Raw genomic sequence first — 15,908 nt, 5'->3', positions numbered from 1 at the left:
CTTGAGTCCAATGGCAACTCGTTTGAAATCGCGCAGCACGCCATTGTGCAGAGCAACATAGGGAACTGCCAGACGATGTGGTCGGTCACTATGACCGACGCCTGAACACCATCTACATTGACCCACGAACCAGCTGCCGAACACAGCGCTGCACGATCGTCCATGAACTCATCCACTGGGAGGATGACGACGGGCCCTGCGCAAACGACTGGCTGAACAACAAGCGCGAGCTCCGCGTCGAGGCAGAGACAGCGCGCCGGCTCATCAGCATCGACGCCGTAGTTGACGGACTGCTCTGGTGCATCGACCACTCCGAGCTGGCAGAGCACTGGGACGTCGACGTCCACCTCGTCATGCTGCGGCTCGAAGTACTCACCGATGAAGAGCAGGACATCATTACGTTTTTCGTCGACGCTGAAGAGGAGTTCATCGTTGCCTGACCGGCTCGAACTCACTGAGCGCCAACAACAGATGCTTCGCATGGCTGGTTCAAGCTACAAGAGACAGGGCACACGCGAGAGCGACATTCAGTATCTCTTCACGTTGACGCCGACGGCCTTCTACCAGCAGGTGAACTCACTCATCGACACCGAGCACGACGACGCCTGGAACCCAATGCTCGTGCGGCGCCTGCGAGCGCTGCGGGGTAGTGAGGGGCGTCCGCGGGTGCGGCGACTAGGAGTCTCAATATGACCAGCGATGTGAAGTACGCCTCAAACCTTTAGTCTTGCGCAGTGACTAACTACGTCCCTGGTGCGGACGATACCCCGCCACTCGTCGATCGCCTTCGTCTCGTGGGCGGAATCAACTTCACAACTTGGGCAGACCTTAAATGGAGTCGAGGTAACTCACACGCTGCCGTGCTCAGGTCGAAGCTCATTGAGTGGCAATCAAGCGCTGCGGTATCAATTGAGGCAGTCTTGCGGGAGGACCGCTTAGGGGTTGACTTGGTTGCTCGCACGCCTGGAGGCATACCGAAGCACGATTGGGCGCTGGATTTTGGTGATGCCCTGCACAACTTTCGGAGTGCCTTTGATGCCGTCGCATGGGGTATGGCGCATTACAACGGAGCGGTGCCCCGGAGGCCTAAATCGGTGTACTTTCCCGTCTGCACTGATGACGGGCAGTGGAAAAAAGTTCTCAAGGACTGGGTTGGCGAGATAGATCCCGAGTTTCAGAAGCGGCTCCGCGCAGTGCAACCCTTCAATTACATGCCGCTCGGAGGAACAACAATCCTTTCGATGCTCCACGACCTCGACATCGTGGACAAGCACCGCGACATGCTGGTCATCACAGCTGATGTAGAGGGCATCCAACTTGGAGGTCACTACAAGATCGAAGATCCCTCTGCGCCAACTGCCGACAGTCTTGAGCTTTTTCCAGACGTCGTATTTCGCGATGGCGCGGTGCTCGGCACTTTAGGCGTAGGAACTCGGATTCGGAGTGTCGACCAGCTCATCTTCCGCCCGGCGGTGAAACTGCAGTTCGTCTATGAAGAGAACGTGTTCGATTTGATGCCGGTGCTCCAGCATTTCGTGACCGAGTCTCGGCGTTGCCTCGAAGTCCTGCTGGCCGGCCTGCCCGAAGCCGACGAATCGATCGAACCGAGCTGGCCGCCACTTTGAACCCCTGAGGTTCGGCCGGAGGTTGTGGATGTGGCCAGCAGACCATCTGACGAATGTGGACACCGTCCACGGGGCGGCCCTCAGCAGTCCGGATTTGTCATGCCTGAGGCGCTCGGATGCCCGGGGTCTCGCGTAGATAGTTTGGTAAGCAAGGCTCTTGTCCGGTTCGAGTCCCACTTCGGGCACCACGGCCGCGGTCCTTCGGCGCGGCGGACCACCCTGATGACCTAGCTGATGATCGCGCTGACGATGCGGCGGGTGGTCAGGCGGATCACCCGGCGGCGTTGTTCGCGTAACACCCGGGGTGTGTGAAGCACCCTGCTGTTTCTCCTGCGCCGCACCCGGGATCATCGCGTCATGACGACGCCGACCCTTCCGCTCCAGACGCCTCCTCGGACTGCAGGACCAGCTCCCGGGTCCGGCCGGTGAGCGCCACCCGCTGCACCTGCGTCTGGGGTGCGCGACCGCTCGTCCGGCTGGTCATGGATCCCACCTGCCCCGCCTTCACGCTCCACGTGCTGCGGGACACGGCGAAAACCTTCGGGGAGCGGCCCCTGGACGGCTGACTCCCGCCGGGTCCTGCCGCCCGGAAGGACCCACGGGTACTGTGGGCGCATGGCCAGCGAAGCGATGATCCTCGACGTCGACGGACCGGAGGGCGTACGGCCGGTCCGGGTGTCCAGCCCCTCGAGGGTGCTCTGGCCCGACGTGGGCCTCACCAAGCTGGACCTCGCCCGGTATCTCGTGGAGGTCGCTCCCGCCTTCCTCCGCGCGAACGGCAGCCGCCCCGTCTCCCTGCAGCGTTTCGGCGCGGACGTGGACGGTGATTTCTTCTTCAGCAAGAACCCGCCCAAGGGTGCTCCTGACTACGTGCGGAGCGTGACCGTGACATATCCCAGCGGACGATCCCACCCCCAGCTGGTCCTCGACGAACCGGCGTCCGTCGTGTGGGCCGCACAGATGAACACCGTCGTCTTCCACCCGTGGGCGTCCCGAGCCGCCGCGCCGGATCTCCCCGATGAACTGCGGATCGACCTCGACCCCCAACCCGGCACCACGTTCGCCGACGTCGTGGCCGCCGCCCACGAGTTGCGCGCCGTCCTCGCCGGAGCCGGGCTCACGTGCTTCGTCAAGACGTCGGGCAACAGGGGGCTGCACGTGTTCGCGCCGATCGAGCCCGCCCACGAGTTCCTCGACGTCCGCCGCTCCGTGATCGCCGCCGCGCGTGAGCTGGAACGCCGGATGCCGGACCGTGTGACTACGGCATGGTGGAAGGAGGAACGCGGCGAGCGGATCTTCGTCGACTACAACCAGGCGAACCGGGACCGCACCATGGCGGGCGCCTACAGCCCGAGGGCGCTGCCACATGCCCCTGTCTCGTGCCCCGTGACGTGGGAGGAGCTCTCCGACGTCGACCCGGCGTCGTTCACGGTCGCCACTGTCCCGCAACGCCTGAGCACGGTCGGCGATCCGTGGGAGCACATGCATGACGCACCAGGGAGCATCGACGTGCTGCAGTCGTGGTGGGAACGCGATGCCGAGCAGGGACTCGGGGAGCTGCCCTTCCCACCGGACTTCCCCAAGATGCCCGGGGAACCGATGCGGGTGCAGCCCAGCCGGGCACGTAGCCGGGACTGACGCGGCCTGTCAACGGTCCGTAGTCCTCAGAGCTCCCTGCCCGACGCCGATGGCCCGCTGGTAGAACAGGAAGGAACGCTGCTGCGTCCCGGTGGAACCGGGCCCGACACCGTGCCGGTCCATGTCCGGCCGCTGGGAGAACCATGAAGAAGAACGTCCTGCCATCGACCCTCCTGCTGCTGCTCGCGCTCTCCGGGTGCGGCGGCAACCCGGCCACCGGCCCCGAACCTGCCGGGCCCACGCCGAATCCGGCGGAGACGGCATCGGAGCAGGCCGCGGCCCCGTCCGACGCGCCCTCCGTGGAGGGGCTCGCGGATGCGAACAGCGGCAGCTTCGCCTTCCTCGTCGACCAGGCGAAGGGGGATGTCGTCCTGCCCGCCGAGGAGCCGGCGGACGTGGAGGCCCTGCGCGCGGAGCTGGGCGGGGACGCCGCGACCTACGCGCTGGTCAGGGTACAGAATCCCGAGGGTGGCCTGACCCTCGATCTGGACACCGTGACCGTCTCCACGCCCGAGGGGCAGGAGCTGGAACTCCGACCCGCAGCGGCGGTGATCGAGGAGTGGGGCGCGGCGGCGAACGGCGGCGAGGCCGATCCGGACGTCGTGGGACTCGTGGAGGAGTACAGCGGGGGAGCGCTGCCGGGAGAAACGAGCGAACTCCTCATGATCGGGTTGTTCCCCGAACTGCCGGGCACCCTCCGGACCGTGATGGTCCAGCCGTCCGGCGGCGTCGAGGCGGTCGAGGCAAGGGTCAGGCCCGAGTCCTGACCCTCCCCGCGGCTGCAGCATCCCGTCGGGCTGCGTGCCACGGCGGAAACGCCCCGGAGTAAACTTGCGGCATGCCGAGTACCGACCGCGCCCGCACTGCCGTCGTCATCGAGGACGATGACGACGTCCGGGATCTCCTGCACACCGTGCTGACCGGATCCGGTTTCCGCGTGCACACCGCGCCGGCGGGACTCGCCGGGGTCGAGATGGTGCGGCGCCTGATGCCGGACGTCGTGACGCTCGACGTCGGCCTGCCCGACATCGACGGCTTCGAGGTCGCGCAGCGCATCCGTCGGTTCTCGGGAACCTTCATCGTCATGCTGACGGCGCGCGCGGAGCCCTCGGACGAGAAGCGGGGATTCGAGTCCGGGGCGGACCGCTACCTCCGCAAGCCCTTCCGGCCCGCCGAGCTGCGACGGCACATCCAGGAGGGGACAGCCACCGCCGACGCCTGACCCATGTCGGCAGGTGCCGATGGGTGGGTCCTGCGTCAGTGCGAGCGCACGCCGGCTCGGCTCACGAGTGCGGGCGGGTTCAGCGCGTCGGACGCCGCACCCGTGACCACCGAGTACACGCTCTTGTGGAGGCAGTCGACGGTCTTCTCGCCGGAGGGCCAGAGCGACGGAGCGGCGCCCGCCCCGGTCGCGTTCTCGAGTGTCTGGTCGAAGGCGAGGCGCAGCACGGTGTGGGCGGCTGTCGCTGACGGACCACGGATCCCCGTGACGGACCATATGCCACGCACCGCGCCGAGCGCGGCACCGGTGAGCCAGTGCATCGCGTGGTTCCACCCCGGGTACTGCGCCGCCTGGCCGGTGGGCCGGCGCAACAGCAGACGCAGCGTACGCGCGGGGACGTGGGAGTCCGGCCGGCCGGTGACGCGCTGCTCCAGGAGTTCTCCGGCGGTCATGGCCGCGGTCCCCAGCAGGCCTGCCGCGGCACCGCGGAGAGCCGCCCGGCCGAGGGCCGCCGCGCGCTCCGCCACTAGTTGTCGTTCCCGCGGGCATCGTCGCCGAGGTCGGTGTCGATGCCGTTGTTGTCGTCGTAGTTTCCGGTGTCCGTCCCGGAGTTGTCGCTGTCCTTGGTGCCGAGGTCGCAGCCGCCCAGGAAGAGCGTGCTCGCGGCGAGGAGGGCGGCGATGGTCCTGTGATGCTTGTCTGCCATGGGAGGCTCCGTCCGGGTGCTGTTCTGTGCTCTGGCAGGACGGTCATCGGGGACCGGCCCTCCCTCCACGGTAGGAAGAGCCGGGGAGCCCGGGCAACCATCCCGGGGGTCACAGGGCGGACTTGCTTTCCGGCACCGTGGTTCCTACCCGGCCAGGACGCCGGCCCGCTGCATGAGCCAGTTGAGGTTGTTCTGCAGGCCGGCATTCCAGGCCTCCCACGTGTGACCGCCGGGCACGGTCTGCAGCTGGACGTCGACGCCCGCGGACGTCAGGGCCGCCGCGACATTCTCGCCCTGCGGCCTGTAGAAGCTGTCATCGGCACCGACCGTGATGATCCCCGCGGTGCCGGGCAGGGGAGTCGTCGTGACGACGTCCAGGGCATCCTGGGCCTCGAAGGCCGCCGCGTCACCGGAGAAGTAGTTCGCGATCAGCGCGTCGCGGCCCGCCTCGATGGTGGGCTCGTCCTCGCCGGAGATGTCGAGGAAGGTCGGGTACACGGACGGGTGTCCTGCCGCCAGGGTCAGCGAGCAGGTCCCGCCGTAGGAGAATCCCCCGATCGCCCAGTCCGTAGCTGCATGGGTGCCCGCCTTCAGCGTGGACTTCACCCATGCGGGGACGTCCGTGGACAGATAGGTCCCGGCCTTGCCGTAGTTGCTGTCCAGGCACAGTGACGGCGTGGGACCGGTGCTGGCAGAGCCATCAGGGAGGATCACGATCGGGGCCAGGCCCTTGTGCGCCGCGGCGTACGCGTCCATCACCGCGGGAAGCCGACCGCCCGTGATCCAGTCCTCGGGCCCGCCGGGGTCGCCATGGATGAGGACGAGGACCGGCAGGTGGGCCGGGGTGGACGCAAGATACGCCGGCGGCAGGTAGACGTAGGCGTCACCGGCCTCCACTCCCGAGACCGTCCCGGGGATCGTCGTCACCGAGATGGTCCCCGTGGAGGGCATGTCGGCCGGTGGCTCCCAGTCGTCGATGGTGGTCAACGGACCGGAGCCCTCGGGAGTGCGGACGGCCTCCAGGCGGGGAACGTCCGCACCGCCGGTTACCGCCTGCAGGGTGGGAAAGGAACCGTAGTAGGCGTTGATGCTCACGGCGACCGCCACGAGGACCAGGACGGGAGCGACGACGGTCAGCACGCGCTGCCACCACCGCCGGCGGGTGCGGAGCCCCGTCGCGCCGAGCAGGACCGCCGCGATCGCCGTGCCGCCCAGCAGGTAGAACCAGGGGGGCTGTGGCGCCCCCCAGATGTTGAGGACTTCCTCGGTCACGAACCAGACCGCGACACCCCCCACCGCGCCGATCAGTGCGGCCGGGACGACGGCGCGAACCAGGTGCCGCCGGCGGCCCGCCACGAGCCACAGGAGGGCCAGTCCGCCCAGGGCGGCGAGGACGGCGGGCGCGGGCCCGTCGATGAGGTCCCACTCGAGCGGGTCCATGGCTACTCCTTCGGTCCGCCGGAGCGGGTGGGGGACGGGTCGCGCTCGCGGAGGGGCGGTGCGGGTGCGGGTGCGGGACCGGATACGCGGACGGGCAGGGAGGCCGGCGCCGGCCCGGGTGCGGTCCGGCCCCTGCGTCGCGGCCCTGTGACGAGGAGCCGCCACACGTCCGCCGCGCCGGCATCGGGCGCATAGGCACGCGTGATGGCCTGCCCGATCGCCGGCAGCGTGGCCGGGTCCTCGAAGCACAGGTACAGCGGGACGTAGCGCGGGCCGAACTTGGCCTTGAAGGCGAAGAGGGAACGGAAGCCGTAGACCGGCTCGAGGGTGCGGCTGACGACGCCGAGCATCCGGTCGAGGGCGTCGCCCGGGTCGCCGTCGGCGTCCTCCGACCCCGACCGGGCGAGGGGAGCACCGGAGAGGCTGAGCTCGGTACAGCCCTCCGCCTGCAGGTCCAGCGCGGCCTGCGCGATCAGCACCTCGATGCTGTGCTTGAAGCCGGAGCCGCGCCGGCGCATGAAGTCGAGCGTCCACCCGGTCACCCGTCCGCCGTCGTGGATGGGCAGCCAGGACGCCACGGCGTGGACCGTCCGTCCGTCGTCGATGATGACGGAACAGCGCACGGCGGGGTCGCGGAGCTCGTCGATCCCGCCGAGGGTGAAGCCCATCTCCGGCAACGACTTGTCCGCCACCCATTCCTCGGAGATGCTGCGCACCTGGTCGAGGATCGCCGCCGGGGTCTGCACGGGATCGACCCACTCGTTGTGCACGCCGTTCTTCCTGGCCTGGTTCAGGGCGGTGCGGACGTCCTGGAACCGCTTGCCGGTGAAGGCGAGCCCGTCGAGGTCCAGGACCGTCTCCTCCGCGACCTGCAGGCGCCGGTACCCACGCGGCAGCAGGTCCGCCACCTTGCCGGTGACCGAGTACAAGCAGGGGATCCAGCCCTGCGTGTGGCAGTACTCCGAGAACCCGCGCAGTGCTCGTCCGGTGTCGGCGGCCGGTCCCACCGGACCCGCGAGGGTCAGTGCGACGCCGGAGATCACCCGGTAGGGCACGTAGGAGGACCCGTCGAACCAGTAGGAGTTGCCCGGCCAGAGGCCCATCCAGGTCATGGAGCCGCGGCCCTCCACCGAGGCGATGCTCCGTGCGCGATCGCGGTCGGCGTCGTCCCCGGTGCGCCGGACCGACCGGAAGGAGCGGAGCAGGAGTCCGGCGACCACAGCCCAGAAGGCGATCCCGATCCACTCGTAGAGGATGATCGCCGCGCTGTCCGAGGGCAGGAACCCGGGGTAGACGTGCAGCGTCGCGGCGATCGGCAGCAGCCGCTGCGGGAAGTCGGCGAGGAGCGTGGCCCCCGGGCTGAACTGGCGCGCGACCACCAGTCCGAGCCCCACGTAGAGGGTGCCGGAACCGACGAGGGCGCCGGCCGTGTGAAGCCCGATGGTGCGGTAGGTGCCGGGAGCCGCGCGAAGCACGAAGAGGCGCCGGACGAGGACCAGGAGCACGACGATCACCACGGGCTGCAGCGCCGGCACCACGAGGTCGGCGATGATCCGTTCCGGGCGTGCGCCCGCCAGGAGCGTCGCGAGCTCACCGTCCGCGCGGTGCCGCAGGAAGGTGAGGAAGGTGTGGACCGACAGCAGCGCCAGGGCCAGCTGCACCACGATCGTCCCGGCCCACGCGAAGCGCCGGCCGCGTCTCAGGCCGTCGGCGAGGACGAGCAGGAGGACCGTCGGGAGGCAGGACATCACGAGGCCCCCTGCACCGGCCCGTGCCTGCAGTTGCGCCTCGGCGCAGCGCCGCACCACGCCGCCGGGCTCGCAGGCCGCTCGGACGGCGTCGGGCGTGGCGCCCTCCACGGAGGTGAAGAGGATCCCGAGGACCGCGAACGGCCCGGTCGCATGCGGCGAGAGGGCGGCGAGCGCGGGCCCGACGGCGGCGGCGGCGCAGACGAGCGCAACCAGGACACGCGACTCACGGATGGACGGCGCAGCCGGTCGGTGCGCGTGGCGCCCCAGGAGGAGCGGCCCGGCAGCCAGGCCCGCGAGGGCTGCGAGCAGGAGCGCGACGGACATCAGCGCGCCGTTGTAGAGGACGAGCGTCAACGGCAGGAGGACGCCCATGATCCTCAGCCGCCGCCGCCAGAGGGGCCCCATCCCCGCGGTGGCGGCCAGCATGGCACCGAGCATCCCGAGCGTCGGACCGCCGAGCGATGCAGTGCCGAACGCTGCCGACCAGCGGGGGAAGAGGGGTGCGACGGCGGTACCGAGCACCAGGGCGCCGATCAGCGCCGCGAGGTGGGTGACGACGACGGCGAGGGCGAAGCGCCGCGTCCCGAGCCGGGTCTCGGCGAGGATGCCGAGGGCGGCAGTCGCCGCCGTCGCTCCGAGGTAGGCGGGAAGATCCGGCGCCCAGACCAGGGACAGCAGCAGGGAGAGGGGGTGCTGCTCCGAGGTGCGGGGGGAGAAGAGGACGGACGGCGCGAGCCCGGCGGGCGGTCCGGCGGGCAGTGCACCCGTGCCGAGGGCGAGGAGCCAGACGGCGGCGAGGGCCGACAGCGCGAGGGGTGCCCTGCGGGCCGTCCGTACCGAGCTGTGCCACGCGGACCGGAGCGTCGCCGTGATCTGCCACGGAACCGATCCCGGCTCTGGTCGCAGCCCCTGCTGTGTGTCCGCCATCATCCCTCGTCCCGCCGGCGACGTGTCCCCGGGGCGGACGCCCCGGGGCGTCCCACCCCGGCCGGCCGCAGTCAGTATCCGAGCATCGGCTGACTGTTCTCTGGGCGGACGGTGTCCGTCCGCTGGACAGAAGGAGGGGCGGGCCGGGATGCGGTGGGGCTCAACCGCGCGCGTCCCTGATCATGTTGGTGATGCGGGCCGTGGACAGACGCCTGCCCTGCTCGTCGGTCATGACGACCTCGTGGGTGGTGAGCGTCCGCCCGAGATGGATCGCCGTCGCCGTGCCGGTCACCGTGCCGGAATCGATGCTGCGGTGATGCGTGGCCCCGACCTCGATCCCGACCGCCTGCCGACCTGGGCCCGCGTGCAGGGCGGCGGCGAAGGACCCCAGCGTCTCGGCCAGCACCACGTGCGCCCCGCCGTGGAGGATGCCGGCGACCTGCTGGTTCCCCTCGACGGGCATGGTGGCGACCATCCGCTCGGCGCTCATCTCCTGGAAGACGATGCCCATCTTCACGGTCAGTGCGCCCACTCCGTACCGGCCGAGCCAGCCGTGCATCTCGGGCGGGATCCCTGCGGCGGTGAGCTCGGCCAGGCGCTCCTCCGTGGGCTGCTGGACGGCGTCGGGTCGGGTGCGGTTGTCTGTCATGGCAACTAGGCTGGCACCTGTGAGTGAAACGACCAAACCTGCTGCCACCCTGACCATGACGCCGCCCGCCGAGGGCACTCCGGACGGCGCCGTGGCACCGGCCGGCGGGCAGGCGTCGGCTCGGCGGAGCGACGGCTCGCGCAACAGGCTGCTGGTGATCGACGGCCACTCGATGGCCTTCCGCGCCTTCTACGCACTGCCGCCGGAGAACTTCTCCACCGACACCGGGCAGCACACCAACGCGGTCTACGGCTTCACCGCAATGCTCATCAACCTCATCAAGGACCAGAAGCCGAGCCACGTCTGCGTGGCCTTCGACCTCGACACCCCGACCTTCCGCTCGGAGGAGTACACGGAGTACAAGGGCGGCCGATCCAAGACGCCCGAGGAATTCCACGGGCAGGTGGATCTCATCATCAAGGTCATGGAGGCCATGCGGATCCCCACCATCTCGCTCGACGGCTACGAGGCGGACGACATCCTGGCGACGCTGGCCTACCAGGCGGCCGCGGCGGACTGGGACGTGCAGGTGGTCAGCGGCGACCGGGACGCCTTCCAGCTCGTCAACGACCGCGTGACCGTGCTCTACCCGAAGCAGGGCGTCACGAACATCCCGCAGATGGACGCACAGGCCATCGAGGAGAAGTACTTCGTTCCGCCCCACCAGTACTCGGACCTCGCGGCGCTGGTCGGAGAGAGCGCCGACAATCTGCCGGGCGTACCGGGGGTCGGTCCGAAGACGGCCGCCAAGTGGATCAAGCTCTACGGCGGCCTCGAGGGCATCCTGGAGAACCTGGACAAGATCGGCGGCAAGGTCGGCGACTCGCTGCGCGCCAACATCGAGGACGTGAAGCGCAACCGCCGCCTGAACCGCCTGCTCACCGACCTCGAGCTGCCGGTGGACCTCGACGCGATGGTGTCCCAGCACCCCGACCGCTCCGCCGTCGAGGATCTCTTCGACTCGCTCCAGTTCAACACCCTGCGCAAGCGCCTCTTCGATCTCTTCGGCGAGGAGGAGTCCGAGGAGGAGGGGGAGGAGCAGAGCGCCCCGGCCCACGTGATGCTCGAGGACGCTGCAGCGCTGACGCACTGGTTCGCGTCGACCAACCAGGCGCAGGCCTCCCTCTCCCTGGCCACCGAGACGACGGCCGGCGCCACGGACGTCGTGGGGATCGCGGTCGTGACCTCCCTGCAGGCCGCGTTCATCCCGCTCGAGCAGCTCGACGCCGAGGCGGAGCAGGTCCTCGGTGCCTGGTTGGCCGCCACGGACGCACCGAAGATCGTGCACGACTACAAGACGGTCGCGAAGCTGCTGCACGCGCGCGGGTTCGCGCTGGCCGGCGAGGTCGACGACACGGCGATCTCCGGGTACCTGATCCAGCCGGACCGCCGCAGCTACGAGCTGGCCGATCTGGCCCAGTACCACCTCCGGCTCTCGATCACGGCGGCCGCGAGCGATTCCTCGGGCCAGCAGGCACTGGACCTCGGCGGCAACGACGTCGCCTCGCCCGCCGTCGTCGCGGCCTACGCGGCACTCCAGCTGAGCGAGCACTTCGCCGGCCAGCTCGTGGAGCGCGGGGCCAACCAGCTGCTCGGCGGACTCGAGCTCCCGCTCGCGGAGGTCCTCGCCCGGATGGAGCTCACCGGCGTGGCCGTCTCGGTCGAGGGCCTGGACCGGCTCTACGACGACTTCTCCACCACCATCAGCGCGGCCGGGGCCGAGGCCTACCGGATCATCGGCAAGGAGATCAACCTCGGTTCCCCGAAGCAGCTCCAGGCGGTCCTGTTCGAGGAGCTCGAGCTCCCGAAGACCAAGAAGATCAAGACCGGGTACTCCACGGACGCGGATGCACTGACCGATCTGATCGTCAAGACCGGGCACCCGTTCCTCACGCAGCTGCTCGCCTACCGCGACGCGATGAAGCTGCGCCAGACGGTCGAGGGCCTGCGGAAAGCCGTGGACGACGACGGCCGCATCCACACCACCTACCTCCAGACGATCGCGGCGACGGGCCGGCTGTCCTCGACGAACCCGAACCTACAGAACATCCCGGTGCGCTCGGACGAGGGGCGGCGGATCCGCGAGGTGTTCGTCGTCGGGCAGGGACGGAACGGCGAGAAGTTCGAGAGCCTGATGACTGCGGACTACTCGCAGATCGAGATGCGGATCATGGCGCACCTCTCCGGCGACGAGGGGCTGATCGCCGCCTTCCAGGAGGGCGAGGACCTCCACCGCTTCGTCGGTTCGCACATCTTCGGCGTGGCCCCCGAGGAGGTGACCAACGCGATGCGGTCGAAGGTCAAGGCGATGTCCTACGGCCTGGTGTACGGCCTCAGTTCCTTCGGCCTGTCGAAGCAGCTGAACATCTCCGTCGACGAGGCGCGCACCCTGATGCGCGACTACTTCGAGCGCTTCGGTGCCGTCCGCGACTACCTGCGCGGCATCGTGGAGCAGGCACGCAAGGACGGCTTCACCTCCACGATCGAGGGACGCCGCCGGTATCTCCCGGATCTCTCCAGCGACAACCGCCAGCTGCGGGAGATGGCCGAGCGCGCGGCCCTCAACGCGCCCATCCAGGGCTCCGCCGCGGACATCATCAAGAAGGCGATGCTCGGGGTGGACGAGGCCCTCACCCGGCGCGGACTCGCGTCGAGGATGCTGCTGCAGGTGCACGACGAACTCGTCCTCGAGATCGCGGCGGGCGAGGCCGCGGAGGTCGAGGCACTCGTGCGCGAGCAGATGGGGTCGGCGGCCGATCTCTCCGTCCCGCTCGACGTCTCGGTGGGCACGGGCGCCAGCTGGCACGACGCCGCACACTAGTTGCGCTCAGGGTGACGACGAGGGACCGGCACGCGGTCGCCGGGCTAGGGTGGTCCTCGTGAGCCACGACACGACACCTGCCCTCCAGACCCGCATCTTCACGCCCGATCCCGACGAGGACACCTCGGCGACGGGACGTTTCGCGACCTGGCTGAACGCCGAAGGCATCGGTTTCCACGACGGCACCTTCGATCCTGAGGACATCCCGCGCTTCCTCGAGGCGTACCAGGCCGACGGTCGCGTGCTGTGGGGTGTCCACGACGACGCCCAGCCGGCCGAAGCGCTCGGGGCCGACCATCCGGTGGGCACCTATGGCACCATGGTCCACCCCCTGAACGTCGGCTCGGCCCAGATCGAGGTCCACCAGATCACGGCGGTGACCGTCCGGGCGAGCCACCGCCGCCGGGGCATCCTGCGGTCCATGATGACGCGCGACCTGCGTGAGGCGAAGGACCGTGGCCTTCCCCTTGCGATCCTCACCGCGTCGGAGGCGACCATCTACGGCCGCTTCGGGTTCGGGGCAGCGACGTTCACGCAGAGCATCGAGGTGGACGTGCGGGAGCGCTTCGAGGTGACCGCTCCGGCCACCGGCACCACGACCCTCGTGGCCCGCGAGCACGCGGTGCGCCTTGCCGGGGAGGTGTTCGCCGGCTTCCAGGCGTCGACCTTCGGATCCGTGGGCCGACAGTACGCCTATGCGCGGCGGGCCTCCGGCGACTGGGGACGCGAGCGGCCCGTCGAGGACCGAGCCGTCCGGATGGCGGTCCACTACGACGCCGAGGGTACGCCCGCGGGCTATGTGACCTACCGCTTCGCGGGCTGGGAGACGTCGCCGCGCACCCTGAAGGTCCTGGACCTCGTCGCCGGCACCCCGTCGGCCTATCTGGAACTGTGGCGCTACCTGGGATCGCTCGACCTCATCCAGGTGGTCACCTGGGACGAGGCCCGGCGCGACGACCCCCTCCCGTGGGCGCTGCGCGACCGCCGCTGCTACGCCGTCAAGGGCACGGACGACGTCCTCTGGGTCCGCCTGCTCGACGTCCCCGCGGCGCTCGGAGCGCGGTCCTACCGCGGCAGCGGGAGCATCGTCCTCGAGGTGCAGGACGATCTCGGCCTCGCACACGGCACCTTCGCGCTGGCGGTGACGGACGGCGTCGCGCAGGTGCACACCGTCGACGACGGTACCGCCGCCGACGTCACGCTCACGGTCAACGCCCTCGGATCGCTCTACCTCGGTGGAGTCCAGGCCTCGACCCTCGCGGCGGCCGGTGGCCTCACTGCCGGCGCGGCCGAGGTCGAGCTGCTGGATGTCCTGTTCGGGCTGGCGCAGGAGCCCTACTGCATCACGCACTTCTAGCTTCGAAGGTGAGCGCCGGACCGGGTTTGGCAGGGCCCCGTCCGGGCGGCTCGCCGCGACCCGGCTGCTTTGACGGTGTTGGGGGCCGAGGCTAGACTGGATAGGCGCGTAGTGCGCTCTGGCGGGTCCCGGTGCAGACCGATGTCCTCCGCAGGGCACTACCACTGTCGAACCTCTCGAGGTTCTGTCCCTTTCGTCCACATCCGGACAGGGGAACCCGCTTCCGGCATGGCTGGAACCGCGGTGTTCACCATGACCGGAGCACGTCATCATCCACAACGGAGTCCCAACTACATGACCATCACCACCACCGAGAAGCAAGGTGCCCCGCAGGTCGCTATCAACGACATCGGCACCGCTGAGGACTTCCTCGCAGCTATCGACGCGACCATCAAGTACTTCAACGACGGAGATCTCGTCGAGGGTACGGTCGTCAAGGTCGATCGCGACGAGGTCCTGCTCGACATCGGTTATAAGACCGAGGGTGTCATTCCTTCCCGCGAGCTGTCCATCAAGCACGACGTCGACCCCGGGGACGTCGTCTCCGTGGGCGATCAGGTCGAAGCCCTGGTGCTCACCAAGGAAGACAAAGAAGGCCGACTGATCCTCTCCAAGAAGCGGGCTCAGTACGAGCGCGCCTGGGGCGACATCGAGAAGGTCAAGGAAGAGGACGGTGTCGTCACCGGTACCGTCATCGAGGTGGTCAAGGGTGGCCTCATCCTGGACATCGGCCTGCGCGGCTTCCTGCCCGCGTCGCTCGTCGAGATGCGTCGCGTCCGCGATCTGGCTCCGTACATCGGCCAGCAGATCGAAGCGAAGATCATCGAGCTCGACAAGAACCGCAACAACGTCGTGCTGTCGCGTCGTGCGTGGCTCGAGCAGACGCAGTCCGAGGTCCGCTCCACGTTCCTCAACAAGCTCGAGAAGGGCCAGGTCCGTCCGGGCGTCGTCTCCTCGATCGTCAACTTCGGTGCCTTCGTGGACCTCGGCGGCGTCGACGGCCTCGTCCACGTCTCGGAGCTGTCCTGGAAGCACATCGACCACCCGTCCGAGGTCGTCGAGGTCGGCCAGGAGGTCACGGTCGAGGTGCTCGAGGTCGATCTCGATCGCGAGCGCGTCTCCCTGTCGCTGAAGGCCACGCAGGAAGATCCCTGGCAGACCTTCGCCCGCACGCACGCCCTGGGCCAGGTCGTCCCGGGCAAGGTCACGAAGCTCGTTCCCTTCGGCGCGTTCGTCCGCGTCGAGGACGGCATCGAAGGCCTCGTGCACATCTCGGAGCTCGCCGTCCGCCACGTGGAACTCGCCGAGCAGGTCGTCTCCGTCGGCGACGAGCTCTTCGTCAAGGTCATCGACATCGACCTGGAGCGCCGCCGCATCTCGCTCAGCCTCAAGCAGGCGAACGAGGGCGTCGACGCCGACAGCACCGAGTTCGATCCCGCGCTCTACGGCATGGCCGCCGAGTACGACGACGAGGGCAACTACAAGTACCCCGAGGGCTTCGACCCCGAGTCGAACGAATGGCTCGAGGGCTACGAGACGCAGCGCGCGGCCTGGGAAGCCCAGTACGCCGAGGCGCAGTCCCGCTGGGAAGCCCACAAGAAGCAGGTCGTCCAGCACGCGTCCGACGACGCCGCCGCGGCGAACGAGCCGGTCGAGTCCAACTCGACCAGCTACTCGTCCGAGCCCGTCGTCACCGACTCCGGTTCGGGGACGCTCGCGTCCGACGAGGCACTCGCGGCACTCCGCGAGAAGCTGACCGGAGCGTAAGCCAC

Annotated in this window: 15 protein-coding genes; 9 read left to right on the top strand and 6 right to left on the bottom strand. The window is 69.0% G+C overall.

Annotated elements, in window-relative coordinates; genetic code table 11:
• The first annotated feature begins 77 nt into the window (after window positions 1–77).
• The 3 genes from ASF21_RS12450 to ASF21_RS16940 are packed head-to-tail and all read left to right on the top strand — an operon-like array spanning window position 78 to window position 1,625.
• A complete protein-coding gene (locus tag ASF21_RS12450) occupies window positions 78–440 on the top strand; it encodes a hypothetical protein (RefSeq protein WP_055771715.1) in 363 nt (120 codons plus the stop codon).
• Window positions 379–693, top strand: a complete 315-nt coding sequence (locus ASF21_RS12445; RefSeq protein ID WP_082471537.1) for a DUF3263 domain-containing protein — start codon at window positions 379–381, stop codon at window positions 691–693. The genes ASF21_RS12450 and ASF21_RS12445 overlap by 62 nt, the downstream gene beginning before the upstream one ends.
• Window positions 694–734: 41 nt before the next feature.
• Entirely contained in the window at window positions 735–1,625 is an 891-nt protein-coding gene (locus ASF21_RS16940; protein ID WP_157365903.1) for a hypothetical protein, read from the top strand.
• A gap of 355 nt (window positions 1,626–1,980) precedes the next feature.
• Here the strand turns inward: ASF21_RS16940 and ASF21_RS16935 are convergent, their stop codons facing one another.
• Window positions 1,981–2,154, bottom strand: a complete 174-nt coding sequence (locus ASF21_RS16935; protein WP_157365902.1) for a hypothetical protein — start codon at window positions 2,152–2,154, stop codon at window positions 1,981–1,983.
• Window positions 2,155–2,240: 86 nt separating this feature from the next.
• On the opposite strand from ASF21_RS16935, the gene ligD reads away from it, so the two are divergent.
• The 3 genes from ligD (at window position 2,241) to ASF21_RS12425 (ending at window position 4,485) form a co-directional block, all read left to right on the top strand.
• Window positions 2,241–3,263: a non-homologous end-joining DNA ligase gene (gene ligD, locus ASF21_RS12435; protein WP_055771709.1), complete on the top strand. Its 1,023-nt coding sequence runs from the start codon at window positions 2,241–2,243 to the stop codon at window positions 3,261–3,263.
• 143 nt (window positions 3,264–3,406) lie between these two features.
• Window positions 3,407–4,030 (top strand): hypothetical protein, encoded by a 624-nt coding sequence (locus tag ASF21_RS12430; RefSeq protein WP_055771706.1) that lies wholly within the window; start codon window positions 3,407–3,409, stop codon window positions 4,028–4,030.
• Window positions 4,031–4,101: 71 nt separating this feature from the next.
• Window positions 4,102–4,485 (top strand): response regulator transcription factor, encoded by a 384-nt coding sequence (locus ASF21_RS12425; protein ID WP_055771702.1) that lies wholly within the window; start codon window positions 4,102–4,104, stop codon window positions 4,483–4,485.
• Between the two features lie 35 nt (window positions 4,486–4,520).
• On the opposite strand, the gene ASF21_RS12420 is transcribed toward ASF21_RS12425, so the two are convergent.
• From ASF21_RS12420 to ASF21_RS12400, 5 genes are all read right to left on the bottom strand, one after another.
• A complete protein-coding gene (locus ASF21_RS12420) occupies window positions 4,521–5,012 on the bottom strand; it encodes a hypothetical protein (protein WP_200914835.1) in 492 nt (163 codons plus the stop codon).
• Window positions 5,012–5,191, bottom strand: a complete 180-nt coding sequence (locus tag ASF21_RS12415; protein WP_055771699.1) for a hypothetical protein — start codon at window positions 5,189–5,191, stop codon at window positions 5,012–5,014. Before ASF21_RS12415 ends, ASF21_RS12420 begins: the two co-directional genes overlap by 1 nt.
• Window positions 5,192–5,335: 144 nt before the next feature.
• On the bottom strand, window positions 5,336–6,631 hold the full coding sequence (locus ASF21_RS12410; protein WP_055771695.1) for an alpha/beta hydrolase: 1,296 nt from the start codon (window positions 6,629–6,631) through the stop codon (window positions 5,336–5,338).
• A 2-nt stretch (window positions 6,632–6,633) separates the two neighbouring features.
• Window positions 6,634–9,312: a DUF2156 domain-containing protein gene (locus ASF21_RS12405; RefSeq protein ID WP_055771692.1), complete on the bottom strand. Its 2,679-nt coding sequence runs from the start codon at window positions 9,310–9,312 to the stop codon at window positions 6,634–6,636.
• A 157-nt stretch (window positions 9,313–9,469) separates the two neighbouring features.
• Entirely contained in the window at window positions 9,470–9,958 is a 489-nt protein-coding gene (locus ASF21_RS12400) for a hotdog fold thioesterase (protein ID WP_082471536.1), read from the bottom strand.
• A gap of 172 nt (window positions 9,959–10,130) precedes the next feature.
• Between ASF21_RS12400 and polA the strand changes: the two genes are divergently transcribed.
• The 3 genes from polA to rpsA all read left to right on the top strand — a co-directional run bounded on the left by polA (window position 10,131) and on the right by rpsA (window position 15,903).
• Entirely contained in the window at window positions 10,131–12,779 is a 2,649-nt protein-coding gene (gene polA, locus ASF21_RS12395; protein WP_055772303.1) for a DNA polymerase I, read from the top strand.
• Between the two features lie 58 nt (window positions 12,780–12,837).
• Window positions 12,838–14,136, top strand: coding sequence for a GNAT family N-acetyltransferase (locus ASF21_RS12390; protein WP_162237551.1), 1,299 nt, complete (start codon window positions 12,838–12,840; stop codon window positions 14,134–14,136).
• Between the two features lie 294 nt (window positions 14,137–14,430).
• Entirely contained in the window at window positions 14,431–15,903 is a 1,473-nt protein-coding gene (gene rpsA / locus ASF21_RS12385) for a 30S ribosomal protein S1 (protein ID WP_055771683.1), read from the top strand.
• The last annotated feature ends 5 nt before the right edge of the window (window positions 15,904–15,908 follow it).

The sequence above is a fragment of the Arthrobacter sp. Leaf234 genome, from assembly GCF_001422665.1.
In the GTDB taxonomy this organism is placed as follows: Bacteria; Actinomycetota; Actinomycetes; order Actinomycetales; family Micrococcaceae; genus Arthrobacter_D.
Note: the sequence above shows the minus strand (reverse complement) of the source record. Positions and strands in the feature narration are given on the sequence as shown.

Bases quoted from the DNA above. Each gene is read 5' to 3' on its own strand.
- ASF21_RS12445 (WP_082471537.1), top strand. From the start codon at position 379: ATGAAGAGCAGGACATCATTACGTTTTTCGTCGACGCTGAAGAGGAGT.
- ASF21_RS12400 (WP_082471536.1), bottom strand. From the start codon at position 9,958: ATGACAGACAACCGCACCCGACCCGACGCCGTCCAGCAGCCCACGGAG.
- polA (WP_055772303.1), top strand. From the start codon at position 10,131: ATGGCCTTCCGCGCCTTCTACGCACTGCCGCCGGAGAACTTCTCCACC.
- ASF21_RS12415 (WP_055771699.1), bottom strand. From the start codon at position 5,191: ATGGCAGACAAGCATCACAGGACCATCGCCGCCCTCCTCGCCGCGAGC.
- ligD (WP_055771709.1), top strand. From the start codon at position 2,241: ATGGCCAGCGAAGCGATGATCCTCGACGTCGACGGACCGGAGGGCGTA.
- ASF21_RS12410 (WP_055771695.1), bottom strand. From the start codon at position 6,631: ATGGACCCGCTCGAGTGGGACCTCATCGACGGGCCCGCGCCCGCCGTC.
- ASF21_RS12430 (WP_055771706.1), top strand. From the start codon at position 3,407: ATGAAGAAGAACGTCCTGCCATCGACCCTCCTGCTGCTGCTCGCGCTC.
- ASF21_RS12425 (WP_055771702.1), top strand. From the start codon at position 4,102: ATGCCGAGTACCGACCGCGCCCGCACTGCCGTCGTCATCGAGGACGAT.
- ASF21_RS12405 (WP_055771692.1), bottom strand. From the start codon at position 9,312: ATGATGGCGGACACACAGCAGGGGCTGCGACCAGAGCCGGGATCGGTT.
- rpsA (WP_055771683.1), top strand. From the start codon at position 14,431: ATGACCATCACCACCACCGAGAAGCAAGGTGCCCCGCAGGTCGCTATC.